General features: G+C 72.6%; 6 protein-coding genes and 1 pseudogene. All 7 read left to right on the forward strand.

Going from position 1 to position 21,021, the window contains the following annotated elements:
* The first annotated feature begins 87 nt into the window (after positions 1–87).
* On the forward strand, positions 88–834 hold the full coding sequence (locus ACY34J_RS01255) for a thioesterase II family protein (protein ID WP_462724388.1): 747 nt from the start codon (positions 88–90) through the stop codon (positions 832–834).
* Positions 835–841: 7 nt separating this feature from the next.
* Positions 842–1,876, forward strand: coding sequence for an isocitrate/isopropylmalate dehydrogenase family protein (locus ACY34J_RS01260; protein WP_462724389.1), 1,035 nt, complete (start codon positions 842–844; stop codon positions 1,874–1,876).
* 66 nt (positions 1,877–1,942) lie between these two features.
* Positions 1,943–3,319, forward strand: a complete 1,377-nt coding sequence (locus tag ACY34J_RS01265; RefSeq protein WP_462724390.1) for an FAD-dependent oxidoreductase — start codon at positions 1,943–1,945, stop codon at positions 3,317–3,319.
* Positions 3,310–3,648 (forward strand): antibiotic biosynthesis monooxygenase family protein, encoded by a 339-nt coding sequence (locus ACY34J_RS01270; protein WP_462724391.1) that lies wholly within the window; start codon positions 3,310–3,312, stop codon positions 3,646–3,648. Before ACY34J_RS01265 ends, ACY34J_RS01270 begins: the two co-directional genes overlap by 10 nt.
* Positions 3,649–3,919: 271 nt before the next feature.
* Positions 3,920–5,335, forward strand: coding sequence for a condensation domain-containing protein (locus ACY34J_RS01275; protein ID WP_462724392.1), 1,416 nt, complete (start codon positions 3,920–3,922; stop codon positions 5,333–5,335).
* Positions 5,332–11,592 carry an amino acid adenylation domain-containing protein gene (locus tag ACY34J_RS01280; protein ID WP_462761933.1) on the forward strand — a complete coding sequence of 2,087 codons (6,261 nt, stop codon included), beginning with the start codon at positions 5,332–5,334 and terminating at the stop codon, positions 11,590–11,592. The genes ACY34J_RS01275 and ACY34J_RS01280 overlap by 4 nt, the downstream gene beginning before the upstream one ends.
* 38 nt (positions 11,593–11,630) lie before the next feature.
* Positions 11,631–21,004: pseudogene (locus ACY34J_RS01285) on the forward strand (amino acid adenylation domain-containing protein).
* Positions 21,005–21,021: the final 17 nt, after the last annotated feature.

Raw genomic sequence — 21,021 nt, forward strand, 5'->3', positions numbered from 1 at the left:
CCGACATCTGTCGCGGGCCGCGCGAATCCGCGATGAGTGGAAAACATGGTGCGGACGGAACGACGGCCGGCCAGGAGGGCGAAGAGGATGAGCCGGATACGGGAACGCGGATGGGTGCGGTCGATGACCACCGGTGACCCGCTCGGCGTGCGCGTGGTGTGCTTCCCGCACTCGGGGGGCTCGGGGATCGCCTTCGGCCCGTGGTCGGCCGCAGTGCCGCCCGGTGTGTCGCTGATGGCCGTCCAGTACCCGGGCCGCGGCGACCGCTTCGGAGAGCCGCCCGTGGACGACGTGGCCGCGATGGCCGGCTGCGTGGCGGCGGAGCTGCTGCGGTTGCCGCCGGGCGACCACATACTCTTCGGGCACAGCCTGGGCGCGCTGGTCGCCTACGAGACCGCCCTGCTGCTGCGGGACGCCGGCGAGGAACCCCGGGCGCTCTGCGTGTCCGCCGCTCTGCCGCCCGGACGGATGAACAACAGAAGCATCCACCTGGCACCCGACGACGAGTTCTGGACGACGCTGTGCGCGCTGGGCGGCATCGAACCCGCGATCGCCGAGAACGCCGAGCTGCGCGACCTCCTCCTGCCCGTCATCCGCTCGGACCTGCGGGCCCACGCGACCCATCGGCCCCGCCCGGGCACCCGTCCGCTGTCCTGCCCCGTGCGCTGCTACCACGGCGAGGGCGACCCGTTGGTGGAGCAGGCCCAACTGGCGGGGTGGGCGGGCGTCACCTCCGGCGGCTTCACGGAAACCGTGCGGCCGGGCGGGCACTTCCATGTGACGGCCGACGTCGCGGAACTCGTCGCGGACGTGCTGAGCCAAGGCCGGAAGTGAGGCGGCCTTGACCACCATCGCCGTGATCCCCGGTGACGGCATCGGTCCCGAGGTGATCGAGCCGGCCTTGGACGTCCTCGACGCCCTCGGGCTCGGGGCGCGGACGGACGTCCTGGACCACGTCAACGCGGAAACCTACTTGCGCACCGGAACGGCCCTGACCGGAGCCGACCTCGACCGGATCAGGTCCAGCGAGGCGGCGTTCCTCGGTGCGGTCGGCGATCCCCGGCTCAGCGACACCGCGTACGTGCGCGCTGTCCTCACCACCCTGCGTCTCGAACTCGACCTCTACGTCAACTACCGGCCCGCCAGACTCTGGCACGACAGGCTCAGTCCGCTGCGCGACCCGGCCCGCCGGGCGATCGACTGTGTGATCGTCAGGGAGAACACCGAGGGCCTCTACAGCGGCATCGGCGGCGGTATGCGCACCGGGACCCCCCAGGAGATCGCCATCGACGTGGACCTCAGCACCCGTCAAGGCGTGTCACGGGTCCTGGAGTTCGCCTTCTCCGTGGCGCGCAGGTCGGTGTGCCTCGTCGACAAGGCCAACGCCGTTCGCAACGGCGGGCAGTTGTGGCAGCGGTGCTGGAGCGAGGCGGTCGCACGGCACCCGCACGTCGAGACGTCTCACCTCTACGTGGACACCGCTGCGCTACGGCTGGCCACCGATCCGACCGCCTTCGACGTCATCGTCACCAACAACTCCTACGGCGACATCCTCAGCGACCTCACGGCCGCGCTCGCCGGCGGCCTGGGCGTCGCGGCGTCGGCGAATCTCAACCCCGTGACCGGACAGGCGCTCTTCGAGCCCGTGCACGGCAGCGCCCCGGACATCGCGGGTACCGGCACCGCCAACCCGTTCGGCGCGATCCTCTCCGTGGCCCTGCTGGCCGAGCACCTGGGCTGGACCGAGGAGGCGGACGCGGTCCGCCGGGCGGTCGCCGCTGCCGTGGCGGCCGGCCACGTCACCCCCGATCTCGGCGGATCCCTCAGCACGAAGGAGGTGGGCACCGTGGTCCTGACGGAACTGCGGCGGCCGTAGCGAGGTGCGGACGCGGATACGACCGCGGAACTGCGGGCGGAACAACGGACGAGGGGCGGGGACAGCATGAACGGCAACGGCACGAACCGCACGGACGCGAACCCGGAGACCGTCATCGTGGGGGCCGGTCTGGTGGGCGCGGTCACGGCTTGCTACCTTGCCCCCCGCTTCGGACCGGTCACCCTGCTGGAGAAGCGGGCGGACCCCAGACTGGAGCCCGGTCCAGACCGCCGGTCACTCGTCGTGATGCTGTCGGCGCGCGGCTGGCGCGCCCTGTCGGACCTGGGCGTCGCGGACGCCGTGCGCCGGATATGCGTCCCTCTGCACGGACGCTGCGGGCACCTGCCCGACGGCCGGACGCGGTCGACTCCCTACAGCCGGGACGGACAGCCCATCTGGGCGGTGGAGCGACGGCGGCTGCACCAGATCCTGCTGGACGCCGTCGAGGCGACCCCCGGTGTGCGTATCCGCTTCGGGCAGCGGGTGCGCTCGGTGGACCTGGACGAACCCGCGGTGCTGGTGGAGGACCGGCACGGCTCGCGCCGGCTGACGTGCCGCCGGGTCCTCGGCTGCGACGGCGCGCACTCCGCGGCCCGGGCCGCCCTGGAGGCGCGTGGCGCCCGGGTCGAAGTGCGCAAGCTGGACCTGGCCTACCAGGAGATCGACGTACCGGGCGGCCCGCTGGACCCGACCATCACGCACTACTGGCCCACCGGCAAGGCGATGTTCGCCGCGCACCCTCTGCCGTCGGGAAGGCTCTCCGGCTCCTTGTTCATGCGTCTCGACGGCCATGCCCCGTCCTACGCGGCGGCCCGCGGCGGCCAGGACCTGTCCGAGATGTTCGCCGCCCACTTTCCCGAGCCGACCGCGATCATCCCCGACATCGCGGACCAGCTAGCCACCAAGGCCGTCTCGACCCTCACGGCCGTCCGCTGCGACCGATGGGTCTGGCGAGACACCTTCGCGCTGCTCGGTGACTCCTGTCACGCGATGGCGCCCTTCATGGGGCAGGGCATGAACTGCGGCTTCGAGGACGCCCGGGTCCTCGTCGACTGCCTCGACGCCTCCGCCGACTGGGCGGCAGGCCTGGCCGCCTACGAGAAGTCGCGGACCGAGGACGCCGACGCGATCTCCGGGCTCTCCTACCGGCACTACTTCACCATGGCCAACCCACCTCGCGAGGAGACCGCCGCGGACGTGCTGCGCGGGCGGCTGACGGCCCTCTTCCCCGACCGGTTCGTGCCCCTGTACGAGCGGTGCGCCTTCAGCGAGGACAGCTACGCCTCCGTACTGCGCGACGACCGGCGTCTGGACCGGCTCGTGGCGGATCTGCTGGCCCGGTACGGCACCGAACTGGTCTCGGCGCCCGATGACCGGCTGCGCGCCTGCACCCCTCCCCCCGCCCCGACCACAGCCTCCCTGGAGGACTCCGGATGTTCGTGATCCTGTTCAAGTCGCACCTGTCTGAGCAGGCCGGCGAGGAGTACTACGCCACCGAGGAGCGGATGCAGGAGCGGGTGCGCGCCATCGCCGGGTCCGACCCGGTGGAAGTCAAGCATTACACCGGGGAGGACGGTGAACGTCTCGCCGTCATGATGTGGCGCGACGAGGAGACGTTGGACAAGTGGCGTTGCGACCCCGAGCACCAAGTGGCGCAGCGCATGGGCAGGAAACATTGGTACTCCGCCTACGAGTTGACCGTCGCCCAGGTGATCCGGACCAGCGCGCACGACAACCGGAGCCCGGCCGCAGCGGCCGAGGAGCCGCGCTAGCAGGCGGAGGACGGCCGTGGTAACGCCCAGATCCGCGGTCGAGAGATGTTCTTCGAGGGCGGTTGCGGCGGGCGCCTGCCCGCGCGGGGTGGCGGAGTTTTTGCGGGTGCTGGCCGATTCCTTTTCGATCTCTGGCCTAGATCTTTCATCGCAGTTGTTCAACCACACGGGCCGCGACAAGCATCGGCATGGCGAGGGGCCGTTGTCCGGGAAACCACTTTGCTGGGGGATTTGGATGGGTTGCACCGGAGTCACATCCGCGCAGGAGGCCATGTGGCTCGCGCAGGAGTTCACCCCTGACGTACCGAACAACGTGGCGACTCTATGGGACATCGACGGTGACCTGGACACCGCCCTGCTCGCCGAGGCCCTGCGGGCGGCGGTGGCGGAAGCCGACGCGCTGAGGGTGAACTTCCGCCGCGACGACGGAGTGCGGCTGGTCGCCCGGGACCTCGGGGCGTGGGAGCCGTTCCGCCTCGACGTCGGCGATGCCGCCGACCCCGCCGACGCGGCCCGCGCCGTCGTCGCCGATCTCGTGCGCCGGCCCTTCGACCTGGCCGAGGACGCGCTGCTGCGGATCGGCTCCATCCGGCTGGGCCCCGGCCGTCACCTGCTCGTGCTCGTCTTCCACCACGTCCTCACCGACGCGTTCGGCGTTCTCACCCTGCTGTCCCGGCGGATCGCCGAGATCTACCGCGCGCTGCGCGTCGGCTCCGCGTTGCCGGAGGGCGCCCCCAACCCGCCGGAGGACGCGGCGGCGAACGACGCCGCCTACCGGGCGTCGAAGCGATTTGCCGACGCCGAGCGGTTCTGGCCCGACTACCTCGCCGGAGACCTGCCCGCCGCCCGCCTGCCCGCCGGGGTCCGTCCCGGCACCGGCGCCCCCGCCGGCGAGCCCGGGTACTGGGACGGCCTCACCGCACCGCAGGGGATGTCCACCCGCACCGTGACGGTCCCGGCCGCCGAACTCGCCGCCTGGGAACACGCCTCCACCGCGGCCGGGACCTCGGTGCCCGACCTGATCGCCGCGTCCGCCACCGCGTTTCTTGGGCACATGTGCGGTCTGTCCGAGCCGCTGCTGACCATCACCGTCAATCACCGCGTCGGCGCACTGCGCTGCTCCCTCGGCCTGCTCTCCAACCGGGTGCCGCTGCGCTCGAGGGTGGACCACGCGGCCGACTTCGTGGAACTGGCCGAGGCGCTCGGCCGGGAGCGGCGCCGTGTCCTGCGGCACGCCCGGCACGACATATCCCTGATCAAACGGGCCACCGGCCACGCCGGCGACGCGCGCAGCCCGTTCGGTGCCGTCGTCAACGTGCTCCCCTCCGTTGAAGCGCTCGACCTGGCGGGCGCCTCAGCCCACTTCGCCGGTGGCACCTTCGGCGTGATCGACGAGGTGATGGTCTGCGTCTACACCGACGGAAGGGCCGACAGCGACCTGTACGTCCGGTTCGACGCGCCGCGGGCCGAGTACGACGACCAGGACATCGCCGGGCTCGCCGAGCGGTTCGTGACGTTCCTGCGGACGGCCCTGGCCGACCCGCACGCCCCGGTCGGGACCGTCACCGCGCTGCACCCCTCCGAACGCCGCGCGCTGCTCACCGAGTACGCCGGACTCAAGGTGACCCTGCCGCCGGCGACCCCCGGGAACTGGCCGAGAAGTCCGGCCGGCTCGCCCGCCTGCTGACCGAGCGCGGCGCCGGGCCCGAGCGGTTCGTCGCGGTCGCGGTGCCCCGTTCCCCGGAACTGGTCGTCGCGCTGGTCGCGGTCCTCAGGGCGGGCGCCGCCTACGTCCCCGTCGATCCGGACTACCCGGCCGCGCGGGTCGAGTTCATGCTCGCCGACGCCAAGCCCGCGCTGCTGCTGACGGTCAAGGACACCGCGGACCGGCTGCCCCGGACAGATGTCCCCGTGGTCATGGTCGACGACGCCCCGCTCACCGAACGGCCCGTCACCTCCACCCCGCACGGTGTCGACCATCCCGCGTACATGATCTACACGTCGGGATCGACCGGGCGGCCCAAGGGCGTCGTCGTCACGCACGCCGCGATCGTCAATCGGTTGCTCTGGATGCAGGACCGCTTCCGGCTCGACGGCACCGACCGGGTCCTGCAGAAGACGTCCGCCTCGTTCGACGTGTCCGTCTGGGAGTTCTTCTGGCCGCTGATCACCGGCGCCACCCTGGTGGTCGCCCGGCCGGACGGGCACCGGGACCCGGACTACCTCGCCGGGGTGATCAGGCGGGCCGGTGTCACGACGGCGCACTTCGTCCCGTCGATGCTGGCCGAGTTCGTCACCGAGGAGACGGCCGCCGCGTGCACCGGTCTGCGCCGCGTCGTGTGCAGCGGAGAGGCGCTGCCGGCCGAGCTGGCCGCGCGATTCCACCGGACTTTCGGCGTGCCGCTGCACAACCTGTACGGGCCGACCGAGGCGGCCGTGGACGTCACCGCGTGGCAGTACCGGCCCGGGGCGCGCACGATACCGATCGGCATCCCGATCTGGAACACCGCGCTCTACGTCCTCGACAGCCGCCTGCGACCGCTGCCGCCCGGCGTTTTCGATGACCTCTACATCGCGGGCGCCGGACTCGCCCGGGGCTACCACGACCGCCGGGGCCTGACCGCGGAGCGCTTCGTGGCCTGCCCCTTCGGGGAACCCGGGCGGCGCATGTACCGGACCGGCGACCTGGCGCGCTGGAACGCCGACGGCGAGCTGGAGTTCGCCGGCCGCGCCGACCAGCAGGTGAAGATCCGCGGCTTCCGGGTCGAGCCCCAGGAGATCGAGGACGCGCTGACCGACCACCCCGGAGTGCTCAGGGCGGCCGTCGTCGCCCGGCCCGGCCGGGGCGCGGACGGAGCCGCGCAGCTCGTCGCCTACGTCGTCCCGGCCACCTCCGGCGGCAGCGGCCCGGCTGGCGCCGACTGGGATCTGCACGCCGGTCTGGACCTCGCCGAACTGCGGGGCTTCGTCGCGGCCCGGCTGCCCGCCCACCTGGTGCCCGCCGTCATCGTCGCGCTGGACCGCATGCCGGTGACCGCGAACGGCAAGCTGGACCGGGCCGCGCTGCCGGAGCCGGAGATCACCGGCCATGCCCACCGGCCGCCCCGGACCGGTGACGAGAGCCTCCTGGCCGCCGCGTTCGCCGAGGTGCTCGGCCTGAGCGAGATCGGGGTGGACGACGACTTCTTCGCCCTGGGCGGCGACAGCATCCGGGCGATCCAGGTGGTGGCACGCGCCCGCGTCGGCGGTCTCGCGTTCAGCCCGCGCGCCGTGTTCGAGTGCCGCACCGTCGCCGCGCTCGCACAGGCCGCGACACGCGACACCGCCCCGGCCGCCCTCGCCGAACTCGAGGGCGGCGGCGTCGGCCTGCTGCCGCTGCCCCCCATGGCCCGGCTGTACGCCGAGCGGGGCCCCGGCCTGGACCGCCTCGCCCAGTGGCTGGTGCTGGAGCTGCCCGCAGCCGTCGACCTCCCCGGCCTCACCGCGGCCCTGCGCTGCGTCCTGGACCGGCACGACGTCCTGCGCTCACGGCTGACGGACGACGGCCTGCTGGTGCAGCCGCCCGGAACTGTGGACGCCGGCGCACTCGTCGGCCGGGTCGACTGCCCGGGGGACTGGGACGGCGAGGCGTGGCAGAACCTGCTGCGAGCCGAGGCCGCCGAGGCCGTACGGCACATCGACGCCCGGGCCGGACAGATGCTCCGGTTGGTCTGGTTCCGGGGGGCCGCAGGCGGGCCGCGGCGGCTGCTGGTCGTGGCCCACCACCTGGTCGTCGACGGCATGTCCTGGCGGGTGCTGCTGCCCGACCTGGCCGCGGCCTGGCGCCAGGTCCAAGATGGCCGGATCCCCGCGCTGCCGCGGGTGGGTACCTCCCTGCGCCGATGGCTGCACGCCCTCGCCGACGAGGCGGCCCGCCCCGAACGGGTGGCGGAGGTGATGTTGTGGCGCGACCTGCTCGCGGCCCCCGTCGCACCCGTGGGCTCCCGGCCGCTCGACCCCGGCCGGGACCTCACCTCCACCACCGACACCGTCCGGGTGGAGCTCCCGGCCGACCTCACGAACGCGATCCTGACCTCCGTCCCCGCGGCCTACCGCAGCGGCGCGGACGACGTCCTGCTCACCGCCCTCGTCCTCGCGCTGGCCCGGGAACGGCGGGGTCCCACCGGCGGCACGACGGTCGTACGGATCGAAGGGCACGGCCGACAGGAGGAACTGGTGCCGGGTGCGGACCTGTCCCGCACGGTCGGCTGGTTCACCACGGTCACCCCCGTACGCCTCGACGTCTCGGGGATCGACGTCGACGCCGCGATCACCGGAGGAGCCGCCGCCGGTGACGCCCTGAAGCGGGTGAAGGAGCAGCGGCGGGCCCTGCCTGACCAGGGCATCGGCTACACCCTGCTGCGCTACGTCAACGACGACACCGCGGCACTGCTGCGCCCGTATCCGGCGGACGACATCGGATTCAACTTCCTGGGCCGTTTCTCCTTCGAACGCCCGGAGCCAGCGCCCGCCCAAGACCTCATCCCTGTCTCCGGATGGACCCCGGCGCCCGAATGCGCCGAGTTGGTCGCCGCGCCTGCCGCGGACATGCCGACGCCCAGCGCGCTGGAACTGAACGCCCTGGTGACCGGAACCGGCGACGACGCGCGCCTCACGGCCCTGTTCACCTTCGCCACCGGGGCTCTGACCGCCGACGAGGTCCGCGCCCTGTCCCGCACCTGGTGCGCCGCCCTGCGCGGCCTGCGGAACCTGGTCGAGTCCGGCGGGCGGGGACTGACCCCGTCCGACGTCCCGCTGGTCACCGTCAGTCAGGAAGAACTGGACGACTGGCAAGGGCGCTTCGGACGCGTCAGCGACGTATGGCCGCTCACGCCGTTGCAGGACGGGCTGCTCTACCACACGATGCTCGCGCAGAGCGCGTCCGAGGCATACCAGACGCAGTTCGTGTTCCGGCTCGAAGGCCCGGTGAACCCGGGGCGCCTGCGGGTGGCAGGCCAGGCCCTGCTCGACCGGCACCCGAACCTGCGGGTCGCGTTCCAGCCGAGCGCCACCGGTGAGCCCGTGCAGGTCGTCGTGGACGACGTCCCGCTGCCCTGGCGGCACCTCGACCTCACCGGCGAGGACGACGCCGCCACGCGGCTGGAGGAGATCCTCGCCGAGGAGCGGGACGCACGCTTCCGCCCGGACAGCCCACCGCTGCTGCGCCTGACCCTCGTCACGATCGGCCCCCGGCACGCCGAACTGGCCCTCACCGCCCACCACGTGCTGCTCGACGGCTGGTCGGTGCCGCTCATCGAGCGGGAACTGATGGACCTGTACACGGCCGGCGGCACCGCACCGGCGCGCCCGCACGGCTACCGGGACTTCCTGGGCTGGCTGTCACGGCAGGACACGGCACGCTCCGCCCGCGCGTGGGCCGAGGAACTCGCCGGTGTGGCGGAGCCGACCCTGCTGGCGCCCACGACGCCCGGGGCCCAGCCGACCGGCAGCGGCAGCGGGCAGATCGACGTGCCGCTCACCGGCGAGGACTCCACCAGGTTGGCGCGCCGCGCCGCGGAGTGGGGCGTCACCACCAACACCCTGGTGCAGGGCGCGTGGGCCATGGTGCTGGGGCAGCTCACCGGCGGCCAGGAGGTGCTGTTCGGCGCCACGGTCGCGGGCCGGCCCTCGGGGCTGCCGGGCGCGGACAGCACGATCGGCCTGTTCATCAACACGGTCCCGGTGCGGGTGCGATGTACGTCGGCCGACCCGGTCCCGGAGGTGCTCGGCCGGCTCCAGGACGCCCAAGCGAGACTGCTGGACCACCACCATGTGGGGCTCGCCGACATCCAGCGGGCGACCGGGCTGAACGAACTGTTCGACACGCTGGTGGTGTTCGAGTCGTTCCCCGTCGACCGGTCCGGACACGCGGCGGCGGGCGCGTCGGCGCAACCCGTGGTGACCGGTATCCGCCCGTACGCCCCGCCGCACTATCCGCTGACCGTGATCGCGGCGGCCGACCCGCTGTTGCGGATCTCCTTCCACTACCGCCGCAACGTCTTCGAGCCGACCGCCGTGGAGGCGCTCGCCGACCGGCTGGTGCGGGTGCTGCGGCAGTTCGCCGCCGGTTCGCGGGCCACCGTCGGCGCGCTCGACGTGGTGTCCGACGCCGAGCGCGAACAGGTGCTGCACGGCTGGAACGACACCGCGGTCCCGCCCCCCGAGCGGACCGTGCCGGACCTGCTCGCTGCGCGGGCGGTCCGGACGCCGGACGCGGTCTGCGTCGAGTTCCGCGGGCACCGGCTGACCTACCGGGAGCTGGACGAGCGGGCCGGCCGGCTCGCGCACTGGCTGGCCGGGCAGGGCGTGGGCCCGGAATCCCGGGTCGTGGTGCTGCTGCCCCGCTCGGCCGACCTGGTGGTGGCCCTGCTGGCCGTGTGGAAGACCGGCGGCACGTATGTGCCGGTGGACCCGGAGTACCCGGCCGCCCGGGTGCGGGCCGTGGTCGAGGACAGCGCACCGGTGCTGGTGCTCGATGAGAAGCGGCTGGCCGGAGTGGACCTGTCCGACCGGTCCCCTCACCCTGCCCACGGCCCGCGCGTTCCGGTCGGCGCCGACCACGCCGCCTACGTCATCTACACCTCCGGCTCCACGGGGACGCCCAAGGGCGTGGTGGTCCGGCACGGTGCGCTGGCGATCCTGCTGACCGGTATGCAGGATCGGTTCGCCCTGACGCCGGACGACCGGTTGCTGGCCTGCGCCACCGTCGCGTTCGACATCGCCGCGCTGGAACTCTTCCTGCCCCTGCTCGCCGGCGGCCGGGTGGTACTGGCCGGCAAGGACGACATCACCCAGCCGTCGGCACTGCTCGACCTCGTCGAACGGTCCGGCATCACCGTCATGCAGGCCACCCCCGCGCTCTGGCAGAGCCTGGTCACCCACGCGCCGGCCTGTCTGACCGGGCTGCGGGTGATCTCCACCGGCGAGGCCCTGCCTCTGGCGCTCGCCGAAACCCTATGCCGGAACGCCGCCGAGGTCACCAACCTCTACGGCCCGACCGAGACCACCGTTTACGCCACCGCCGCCCGTCTGCTCCCCGGCCGCTCAGGCATGCCTCCCTCCGTCGGCGGCCCGGTCGCCGGCACCCGGATCCTCGTGCTGGACCAGGCGCTGCGCCCGGTACCGCCCGGCGCCACCGGTGACCTCTGGATCGCCGGCGAGGGCCTGGCCCGCGGCTACCACGACAGGCCGGGCATGACCGCGGAGCGGTTCGTGGCCTGCCCGTTCGGGCCACCGGGCGCCCGGATGTACCGCAGCGGGGATCTCGCCCGCTGGACGGACACGGGTGAGGTGGAGTACCTCGGCCGCTCCGACCACCAGATCAAACTGCGCGGCTACCGGATCGAGCCCGCCGAGATCGAGCACACCCTGACCCGCCACCCTGCGGTCCGCCGGGCTGTCGTCATCGCCCGCGAGGACCGGCCGGGGGACCACCGGCTGGTGGCGTACGTGGTCCCGGAGACCGGCGCCGAGCCGCCCACAACGGAGCTCCTGCTGGAGGCGGTCGGAGAGCGGCTGCCGGCCTACATGATCCCGGCCGCGTTCGTGACACTCACGGAACTGCCACTGACGCCCAATGGCAAGCTCGACCGTTCCGCCCTGCCCCGCCCGGAGTTCGCCGGGGACGAGTACCGGGCCCCCCACACACCCCGGGAAGAGACGCTGTGCGCGCTGTTCGCCGAGGTTCTGGGCGCCGAGCGGATCGGTCTCGACGACGATTTCTTCCTCCTGGGCGGCCATTCCCTGTTGGCCACCCGGCTGGTGGCCCGGGTGCGCGCGGAAATGGGCGTGGAAATCCCGATGCGCATCCTCTTCACCGCCCCGACCGTCGCCGAACTGACCGCCCGCTGGAACGAGATGTCGGCCTCCACTCGAAAGCCGCTGCGGAGAATGACCGAAAGGTAGGAAAAACCATGACCCCCCTGTCGTACGCGCAGCGGCGCATGTGGTTCATCAACCGCTTCGAAGGCCCTTCCTCCACCTACAACATTCCGCTGCTCCTCCGCTGCCACGGCCCGCTCGACACCGTCGCATTGCGGGCGGCGTTTCGCGACCTGATGGTGCGCCACGAAGTCCTGCGCACGGTCTTCGCGGAAACCGACGGCCAGCCGTACCAGCGTGTTCTTGACCCTGCCGAGATCGACCTGCCCTGGCAGGACTGGGGCCGGGTGGCCCCCGAGCGGGTGCCCGGCGTGGTGGCGTCGGTGAGCGGCAGCTGGTTCGACCTGTCGACGGACGTGCCGCTGCGCGGCTGCGTCCTCCAGAGCGGCGACGAGGAGTTCGTGGTCGTCCTGGTGATCCACCACATCGCCGGCGACGGCGGCTCGCTGGCCCCGCTGGCACGTGACGTGTCGACGGCCTACCGGGCCCGGGTGACCGGCACGGCACCGGACTGGCCCGAACTGCCCGTGCAGTACTCGGACTACGCGCTGTGGCAAAAGGAAATGCTGGGTGACGAAAAGGATCCGGACAGCGTCGTCTCGGTGCAGAGCGCTTATTGGCGCGAGGAACTGGCCGGTGTGTCCAAGCCTCTTCCCTTGCCCCTGGACCGGCCCCGTCCCGAGGTGGCGAGTTTCCGGGGCGGATCGGTCCCGGTCGGTTGTCCGCCGAACTGCGCGCTGCCGCGGAGAAGTTGGCGCAAGCCAATGGTGTCACGACGGCGATAGTGCTCCAGGCAGCCTTGGTGGTATTGCTGCATCGGCTGGGAGGAGGCAAGGATGTGACCGTCGGCTCGCCGATCGCGGGCCGTACGGAGGAGGCACTGAGTGAACTGGTGGGCTTCTTCGTCAATACCTGGACGCTGCGCGTGCAGGTGACTGCGGAGCGGACTTTCGAGTGGGTGCTTGAACAGGTACGGAAGAAGGCGCTTGCCGCCTACGATCACCAGGATGTGCCGTTCGAGCGGCTCGTGGAGCTGTTGCGGCCGGAGCGGTCGACCGCGCACCACCCCTTGTTCCAGGTGGTGCTGGCGTGGCAGAACAACATCCCACCGCACCTGGACCTGCCGGGTCTCACCGTGACGATGGAACCGCTGCCCACCGGCAGCGCCAAGTTCGACCTGTTCTTCAACCTGGCGCCGGACGACTCCACCGGCTCCGTCGTCGGTGAGATCGAGTACGCCACCGATATCTTCGACCGCTCCACCGTGGAGGACATCGCGGCACGGTTCGTGGCCGTTGTCGAAGAGGTCGTGGCCAACCCGAGGACCACCGTCGCCGCAGCGGCCGAGGCCGGGCCCGGCCGGTCCGGCGACACTCTCGACGCAGCCGAGCGCCACAAGATCCTCGTCGAGTGGAACGACACCGCCCACGCCGTCCACTGCCCGGGACCGGTCCACGTGCTCTTCGAGGAGCAGGCCGCACGGCGCCCGGACGCCACCGCCCTGCGCTGGGCCGGCGGCACCATGACCTACGGCGAGCTGAACCGGTGGGCCAACCGCGTCGCCTGGGACCTCAAGGAACGCGGCGTCGGCCCGGAGACCGTCGTCGGCGTCGGCGTCACCCGTGGGCCGGCCATGATCGCCGCCGTCCTGGGCGTGCTCAAGGCGGGCGGCGCCTATCTGCCGCTCGAACCGGCGCTGCCCGCCGATCGCGTGGCTGGCATGCTCGCCGACGCCGGGTGCTCCCTCGTGCTGTCCACGCCGGACACCGAACGCTGGGCCCTGCCGGACGGCGTCCGGCTCGCCGAACTCGCCGACGCCCGGTCGCCCGGCGCCGACCACGATCCGGAACCGGCCGCGGGACCGGACAACACGGCGTACATCATCTTCACCTCCGGCAGCACCGGGAAGCCGAAGGGCGTCGCGGTCACCCACCGCCCGGTGCACAACCTGCTCGACTGGTGTTACCGCACGTTCGCGTTCGGCCCCGACGACGTCGTCCTGTGCGTCACCTCGCTCGGCTTCGACCTCTCCGTCTTCGACATCTTCGGCCTGCTCGGCTGCGGCGGCGGCGTCTACATCGCGGACGCCGTCCAGCAGCGCGATCCGCAGCTGCTCCTCGACGTCCTGCTCACGGAGCCGATCACCTTCTGGGACTCGGTGCCCACCACCCTCAACCAGGTCGCATCCCTGCTCACCGAGGACGGCGGGTACGAGGGCACCGACGACCTGCGCCTGATGTTCCTCTCCGGCGACTACACCCCGCTGTCGCTGCCCGACGAGGTCCGACGGGTGTTCACCGGCGCGGAGATCGTCAGCCTCGGCGGCGCCACCGAGGCGACGGTGTGGTCCAACTACTTCCGGGTCCGGGAGATCGACCCGTCCTGGCGCAGCATCCCCTACGGCCGTCCCATCGACAACGCCCGCTACTACGTGCTCGACGAGAACATGGAGCCGTGCCCCGTCGGCGTCGAGGGCGACCTGTACATCGGCGGGGACTGTCTCTGCGTCGGCTACGTCAACCGGCCCGAGCTGACAGCGGAACGATTCGTCCGTGACCCGTTCAGCGCGCGTGAGGGAGACAGGCTGTACCGCACCGGCGACCGCGCCAGCTTCTTCCCGGACGGCAACATCTGCTTCCTCGGCCGCGCCGACAACCAGGTCAAGCTGCGCGGGTTCCGCGTCGAGCCCGGCGAGATCGAGCACGCCCTGGTCCGGCATCCGGCCGTCCGCCAGGCCATCGTCACCGCCCGCGAGGACCAGCCCGGCGACCTGCGCCTGGTCGCCTACGTCGTCCCCGACACCGGCGCCCTGCCGCCCGTCGGCGGCACCGACGACCAGGTGGGGGAGTGGCAGGAGGTCTACGACCAGACCTACTCCGACGACAGCGGACACGGATTCGGTGAGGACTTCACCGGCTGGAACAACTCCTCCACCGGTGAGCCGATCCCGCTCGACGAGATGCGGGCCTGGCGCGACGCCGCCGTGGAAGGCGTCCTGCGCTGGTCACCCGAGCGCGTCCTCGAACTCGGCGTCGGCACCGGACTCCTGCTCGCGCACATCGCCAGCCGGGTCGAGGAGTACTGGGCCACTGACTTCTCCCGGGCCGTGATCGACCGGCTCGGCGACCAGGTGACCCGGGCCGGCCTGGCCGACCGGGTCCGGTTGCGCCACCAGGCCGCCGACGATCTCACCGCACTGCCCCGGGGCGGATTCGACACCGTGGTGCTCAACTCGGTCGTCCAGTACTTCCCCGACGAGCGCTACCTCGCCCGGGTGCTGGACGGCGCCTGGGAACTGCTCGCGCCGGGCGGTCGGATCGTCCTCGGCGACATCCGGCGGGCGGCCTCCCTGCGCACGCTCCAGGCGGGCGTCCAGCGGGCGAAGCACCCCGATGCGGCACCGGCTGTCCTGCGCACCACGGTCGACCAGGCCGTCCTGCTGGAGAAGGAACTGGTGGTCGACCCCGAGTGGTTCTTGCGCTGGGCAGACGGGGCCGGAGCGGCCGGAGCCGACATCCGCGCCAAGGACGGCATCCACCACAACGAGCTGACCCGGCACCGCTACGAGGTCGTGCTGCACAAGCCGGGCACGGAACCGGCGGACGCCCCGCGACGGCTCGACGGCGTCCCCACCCTGGCCTGGGAAGGCGACCTGGACCGGCTCGCCGACCGCATGGGCGACCGGCCCGAGTCGGCGGTGCGGATCACCGGAATCCCGAACGCCCGCCTCACCGAGGAGGCCGCAGCGGCCCGCGCCCTCGGCCTCGACGGCTCCGCCGCGCCCGAGCTGCCGCCGCTCGACCCCGCCGAGATCCGCGCCTGGGCCGCCCGGCACGGCTGGGACGCGGTGCCGACCTGGTCGGCCGACGGGGTCGACCTGCTCGACGTCGTCGTGCTGCGCGACGGCCCGGCGGCCGGCACCCCCCTCACCGGCACGTACCTGCCGGCCACCGACGGACGCACCCCGGCGAACGACCCCGCGGCCGCCGCCGTGACGGCACTGCTGCCCGCCCTGCGCGGCCATATGCGGGAGAGTCTGCCCGAGTACATGATCCCGGCCGCCATCGTGCCCATCGCCGCCGTGCCGCTGACCGACAACGGCAAGCCCGACCGGCGCGCCCTGCCCGCGCCCGACTACACGGCCGGTGGCGGCCGGGCCCCCGCCACACCGGAGGAGGAGTCGCTGTGCGCGCTGTTCGCCGCGGTCCTCGGTCTCGACCGGGTCGGCGTGGACGACAACTTCTTCACCGTCGGCGGCCACTCGCTCCTGGCCACCCGGCTGGTCAGCCGCATCCGGGCCGAGCACGGCGTGGAGATCCCCATCCGGGCCGTCTTCCAGTCGCCCACCGTCGCCGAACTGGCGGCCCACCTGACCACCCTGAACCACCTCCGCGCGCCGCTGCGGCCCCAGGTCCGACCCGAACGGCTGCCCCTGTCCTACGCCCAGCAGCGGCTGTGGTTCATCCACCGCTTCGAGGGACCCTCGGCGACCTACAACATCGCGCTGGCCCTGCGGATGCGCGGCGCGCTCGACACGGCCGCCCTGCGCCGCGCCGTTCACGACGTCGTCGTGCGGCACGAATCGCTGCGCACCGTCTTCGGCGAGGCGGACGGGCAGCCGTACCAGCGGATCCTGCCACCGGCCGCGGTCGAGGTCCCCTGGGAGGAACGCGAGGTCACCGAGGCCGAACTGCCCGGCGTCCTGCGGGCGGCGGCGCGCCGCCCGTTCGACCTGGCGGCCGAGATCCCGTTCCGCTCCTGGCTGCTGCGGACCGGCGAACGCGAGGCGGTGTTCCTCATCGGCGCGCACCACATCGCCGCCGACGGCTGGTCCGCCCTCCCGCTCGCCGAGGACCTCACCACCGCCTACGAGGCCCGCCGCGAGGGCCGGGCGCCCGAGTGGGAACCGCTTCCCGTGCAGTACGCCGACTACACGCTCTGGCAGCGGGAACTGCTGGGCGACAGCGAGAACCCGGGCAGCCTCTACCGGCGGCAGCTGGACTACTGGACGACCCAGCTGGCCGGCCTGCCCGAGATCGTCACGCCCCCCACCGACCGGCCCCGGCCCGCCGTCGCGTCGTACGCCGGCGATCTGGAACCGCTCGCACTCGACCTCCAGCTGACCGACGGCGTGCGCCGGATGGCCCGGGAGTCCGGCGCCACGGTGTCGATGGTGCTCCAGGCGGCCCTCGCCGCGCTGCTCACCAGGCTCGGCGCGGGCACGGACGTGCCGATCGGCTCACCCATCGCCGGACGCACCGACGAGGCGCTCAACCGACTGGTCGGCTTCTTCGTCAACACGTGGGTGCTGCGCGCGGACACCTCCGGTGACCCCTCCTTCGCCGAACTCGTCGGCCGGGTCCGCGAGAGCAGCCTCGCCGCCTACGACCACCAGGACATCCCGTTCGAGCACCTGGTCGAGGTGCTCAACCCGGTCCGCTCGCCCGCCCACCACCCGCTCTTCCAGGTGTGCCTGGCCCTCCAGAACAACACGCGGCCGGAGTTCCACCTGGCCGGCCTGACCGTGACCGAGGAGCCGTTCTCCCTGGGCACCGCGCGCTTCGACCTGTTCATCAGCGTCACCGAACGGGACGAGGAAGGCGCACCGGCCCGCATCGAGGGCTTCGCGGAGTACGCCACCGAACTCTTCGACGCCGGGACGGTCAGGACCCTGCTCGACCGCTGGCTGCACTTCCTGCGCCAGGCGGTCGCGGCGCCCGACACGCCCATCGGATCCGTCGGTGTCCTGACCGAACACGAGCGCGCGGCGCTGAGCGCCTGGGGCGGCCCGGCTCGAGGCGCCGGGTTCGAGGCCGGCACCCTTCCCGAGCGGTTCGCCGCCGCGGTCGCCGCGACGCCGGACGCGACCGCGCTGGTCTCCGCGGACTCCACGCTCACCTGGACCTACGCCGAACTGGACCGCTGGGCCAACCGCCTCGCGCACCACTTCCGGGCCCGCGGCGCCCGCCCGGCCGACCGCGTCGCGCTCGTGATGGAACGCTCGCCGCTGCTGGTCGCCGCCATCCTCGGCGCCCTCAAGGCCGGTGCCGCCTACGCGCCGGTCGACCCGACCTACCCGCCCGAGCGCATCGACTTCCTGCTCGCGGACCTTGATCCGGCGGTCACCGTGGACGAGGGACTCGCCGAGGAGGATCTCGACGGGCTGCCCGACTCGCCGCCCGAGGTCGAGGGCGTCGGCGAGCACGCCGTCGCCTACGTGATGTACACCTCGGGTTCCACCGGCCGCCCCAAGGGCGTGGAGGTGACCCACCGCAACGTCGTCGACCTCGCGCTCGACGGCTGCTTCCGCACCGGCGCCCATCGCCGCGTCCTCGTCCATTCGCCGCACACCTTCGACGCGTCGACGTACGAGATGTGGGTGCCGCTGCTCGGCGGCGGCACGGCCGTGGTGGCCCGCGCCGGCCGGCCGGACACCGCGGAACTTGCCCGGGTGATCACCGAGCGGGGGGTGACGGCGCTGTGGCTGACCGCCGGACTGTTCGCCGTGATGGCCGAACAGCACGCCGAGTGCTTCGGCGCCGTCCAGGAGGTGTGGGCCGGCGGGGACGTCCTGTCGCCGACCGCCGTCCGCACGGTCCTCGACGCCTGCCCCGGCGTCACCGTGGTCAACGGCTACGGCCCGACCGAGACCACCACGTTCGCCTCCCGGCACCGGATGGCCTCCGCGGCGCAGTGCACCGACCCGCTGCCCATTGGCACCCCGATGGACGGCAGCCGGCTCCTCGTCCTGGACGACCGGCTGCAGCCGGTGCCGGCCGGCGTGGTGGGCGAGCTGTACATCGGCGGCGACGGCGTGGCGCGCGGTTACGCCGGCCGCCCGGGCCTGACCGCCACCCGGTTCGTGCCCGACCCGTCCGCACGGCCCGGAGCGCGCGCGTACCGCACCGGCGACCTGGTGCGCTGGGACACCGCCGGTCGCCTTCACTACGTCAGTCGCAGCGATGACCAGCTCAAGCTGCGCGGCTTCCGCGTCGAGCCGGGCGAGCTGGAGGCGGTGCTGCGCGAACAGGACGGCGTGGCGAACGCGGTGGTCGCCGTGCGCCGGGACCGGCTCGGCGAACGCCGCATGGTCGCCTACGTCGTGCCCGACAGCGCCGCGTCTACCGGCCGCGACGCCGCCGAGCAGGTCGGCGAGTGGCGCGAGATCTACGACACCATGTACGGCGGGACAGAGGTCGCCACCGACACCGTCGGCGAGGACTTCACCGGCTGGAACAGCTCCTACACCGGCCGCCCCATCCCGCTGGCGCAGATGCGGTCCTGGCGCGAGGCAGTGCTGTGGCGGGTGCGGTCCCTGCGCCCGCGCCGGGTGCTGGAGATCGGCGTCGGCTCCGGCCTGCTGCTCGGCCCGCTCGCACCGGAGGCCGAGGAGTACTGGGGCACCGACTTCTCGTCGCCCGTCATCGAACGACTGCGCGCCCAGACCAGCGCCGACCGGCGGCTGTCGGGCAAGGTGACCCTGCGCTGCCAGCCCGCCGACGACGCCGACGGCCTGCCCGCCGGGTACTTCGACACGGTCATCCTCAACTCGGTCGTGCAGTACTTCCCGGACGCCGACTACCTCACCCGGGTGCTCGACCTCGCGATGGACCGGCTCGCACCCGGCGGGCGCGTGGTGCTCGGCGACGTCCGCAACTACCGCACCCTGCGCACGTTCGCCGCGGCGGTGCACCGCTGCCGACAGCCCGCCGACGGCCCGGCCGCCGTGCAGGCCGCCGTCGAACGCGCGGTGCTCGCCGAGAAGGAACTCGTCGTCGACCCGGGCTTCTTCACCCGATGGGCCGAGGCCCGCCCGGACGACGTCGCCGCCGACATCCGCCTCAAGCAGGGCGCCCACCACAACGAGCTGACCCGCCACCGCTACGAGGTCGTACTGCACAAGGCGCCGGCGAAGCCGCTAGACCTCGGCGACCTGCCCGAGGCGGTCTGGGCGTCGGAGGTCCGTGAACTGGCCGACCTGGAGACCGCGCTGGCCCGGCACGGCGGCCGGCTCCGCCTGACCCGCGTCCCCAACGCCCGCCTGGCCGGCGAGGCCGCCGAATGGGGCGCTCCCGCCGAACTGGGCGGCACCCTCGACCCCGCCGAACTGGAGGCGTGGGGCGCCCGGCGCGGGCTCGCGGTGTACTGCACGTGGTCGGCCCAGGCGGGTGACTGCTTCGAGGCGGCCGTCGTGCCCGACGTCGACGCCGTCTGCTGCGACGGCCTGTACCGGCCCGCCGGCGCCCCCTCGGCACGGCTGGCGAACGTCCCCGCAGTCTCCCGCCGTGCCTCCCGGCTGCCCTCCCTGCTGCGCGAGCGGCTCGCCGTCCGGCTCCCGGAGTTCATGATGCCCGCCGAGATCGTCGTCCTCGACCGGCTGCCGCTCACCGAGAACGGCAAGGTGGACCGGGCCGCGCTCCCCGAGCCGGACCCGGTCGGCGGGGAACACCGGGCCCCGCGCACCCCGCGCGAGGAGGAACTCGCCGCGCTGTTCGCCGAGGTGCTGGGCCTGGACCGGATCGGCATCGACGACGACTTCTTCGCCTGCGGTGGCCACTCCCTGCGGCTGACGCGTCTGGTCTGGCGGATCCATGAGAAGTTGGGCGTGGACGTCCCGATCCGCACGGTGTTCCAGTATCCGACCGTCGCCGAACTGGCCGGACAGCTGACCACCGACGCCGACGCCGACTTCGAGGACCCGTTCGCCGTCCTGCTGCCGATCCGCACCGAGGGGCAACAGCCCCCTCTGTGGTGGCTGCACCCGGGCGGCGGGCTGAGCTGGCCCTACCTCGGCTTCGCCCGCCACCTGGACCCGGCCTGGCCGCTGTACGGCATTCAGGCACGCGGCTTCGACGGGACCACTGCGCCGGCCGGCTCCATCGAGGAGATGGTCGAGGACTACCTCGGGCAGGTGCTCCAGGTCCAGCCGAGCGGCCCCTACCACCTGCTGGGCTGGTCCTTCGGCGGCACCCTCGCGCACGCCATGGCGGCCGAACTCCAGCGCCGCCTGCACGAGGTGGCACTCCTGGCGCTGCTGGACGCCGCGCCCTCCAGCCACTTCGCCGACCTGGAAGCGCTGGACGAGTCCATGGTCCGCCGCTACCTCGCCAACTACATGGGACACCTGGCGGGGATGGAGGAATACCCGTCGCTCGTCTCCACCGCCTCCTCGATCTTCATCGGACAGATGGAGCAGATGCGGCGGTTCACCTCACCGCGGTACCGCGGTGACGTCGTCTTCTTCAACGCACTCCTCGATCCCGAGACCCATGACAAGCGGGAACTGGGCGAGGACCTGGACGTGCTCTGGCAGGAACACGTCGACGGTCGTGTGCAGCGCATCGACATCGCCTGCGCTCACAACGAGATGTACTGGCCGCGGAACGCGGCTGAGATCAGCCGCACCATCAACCGGATTCTGCGGGCAGCGCAGTGACACTGTTCGAACCCGCA

It is taken from the genome of Streptomyces sp. HSS9-12, from assembly GCF_054963655.1.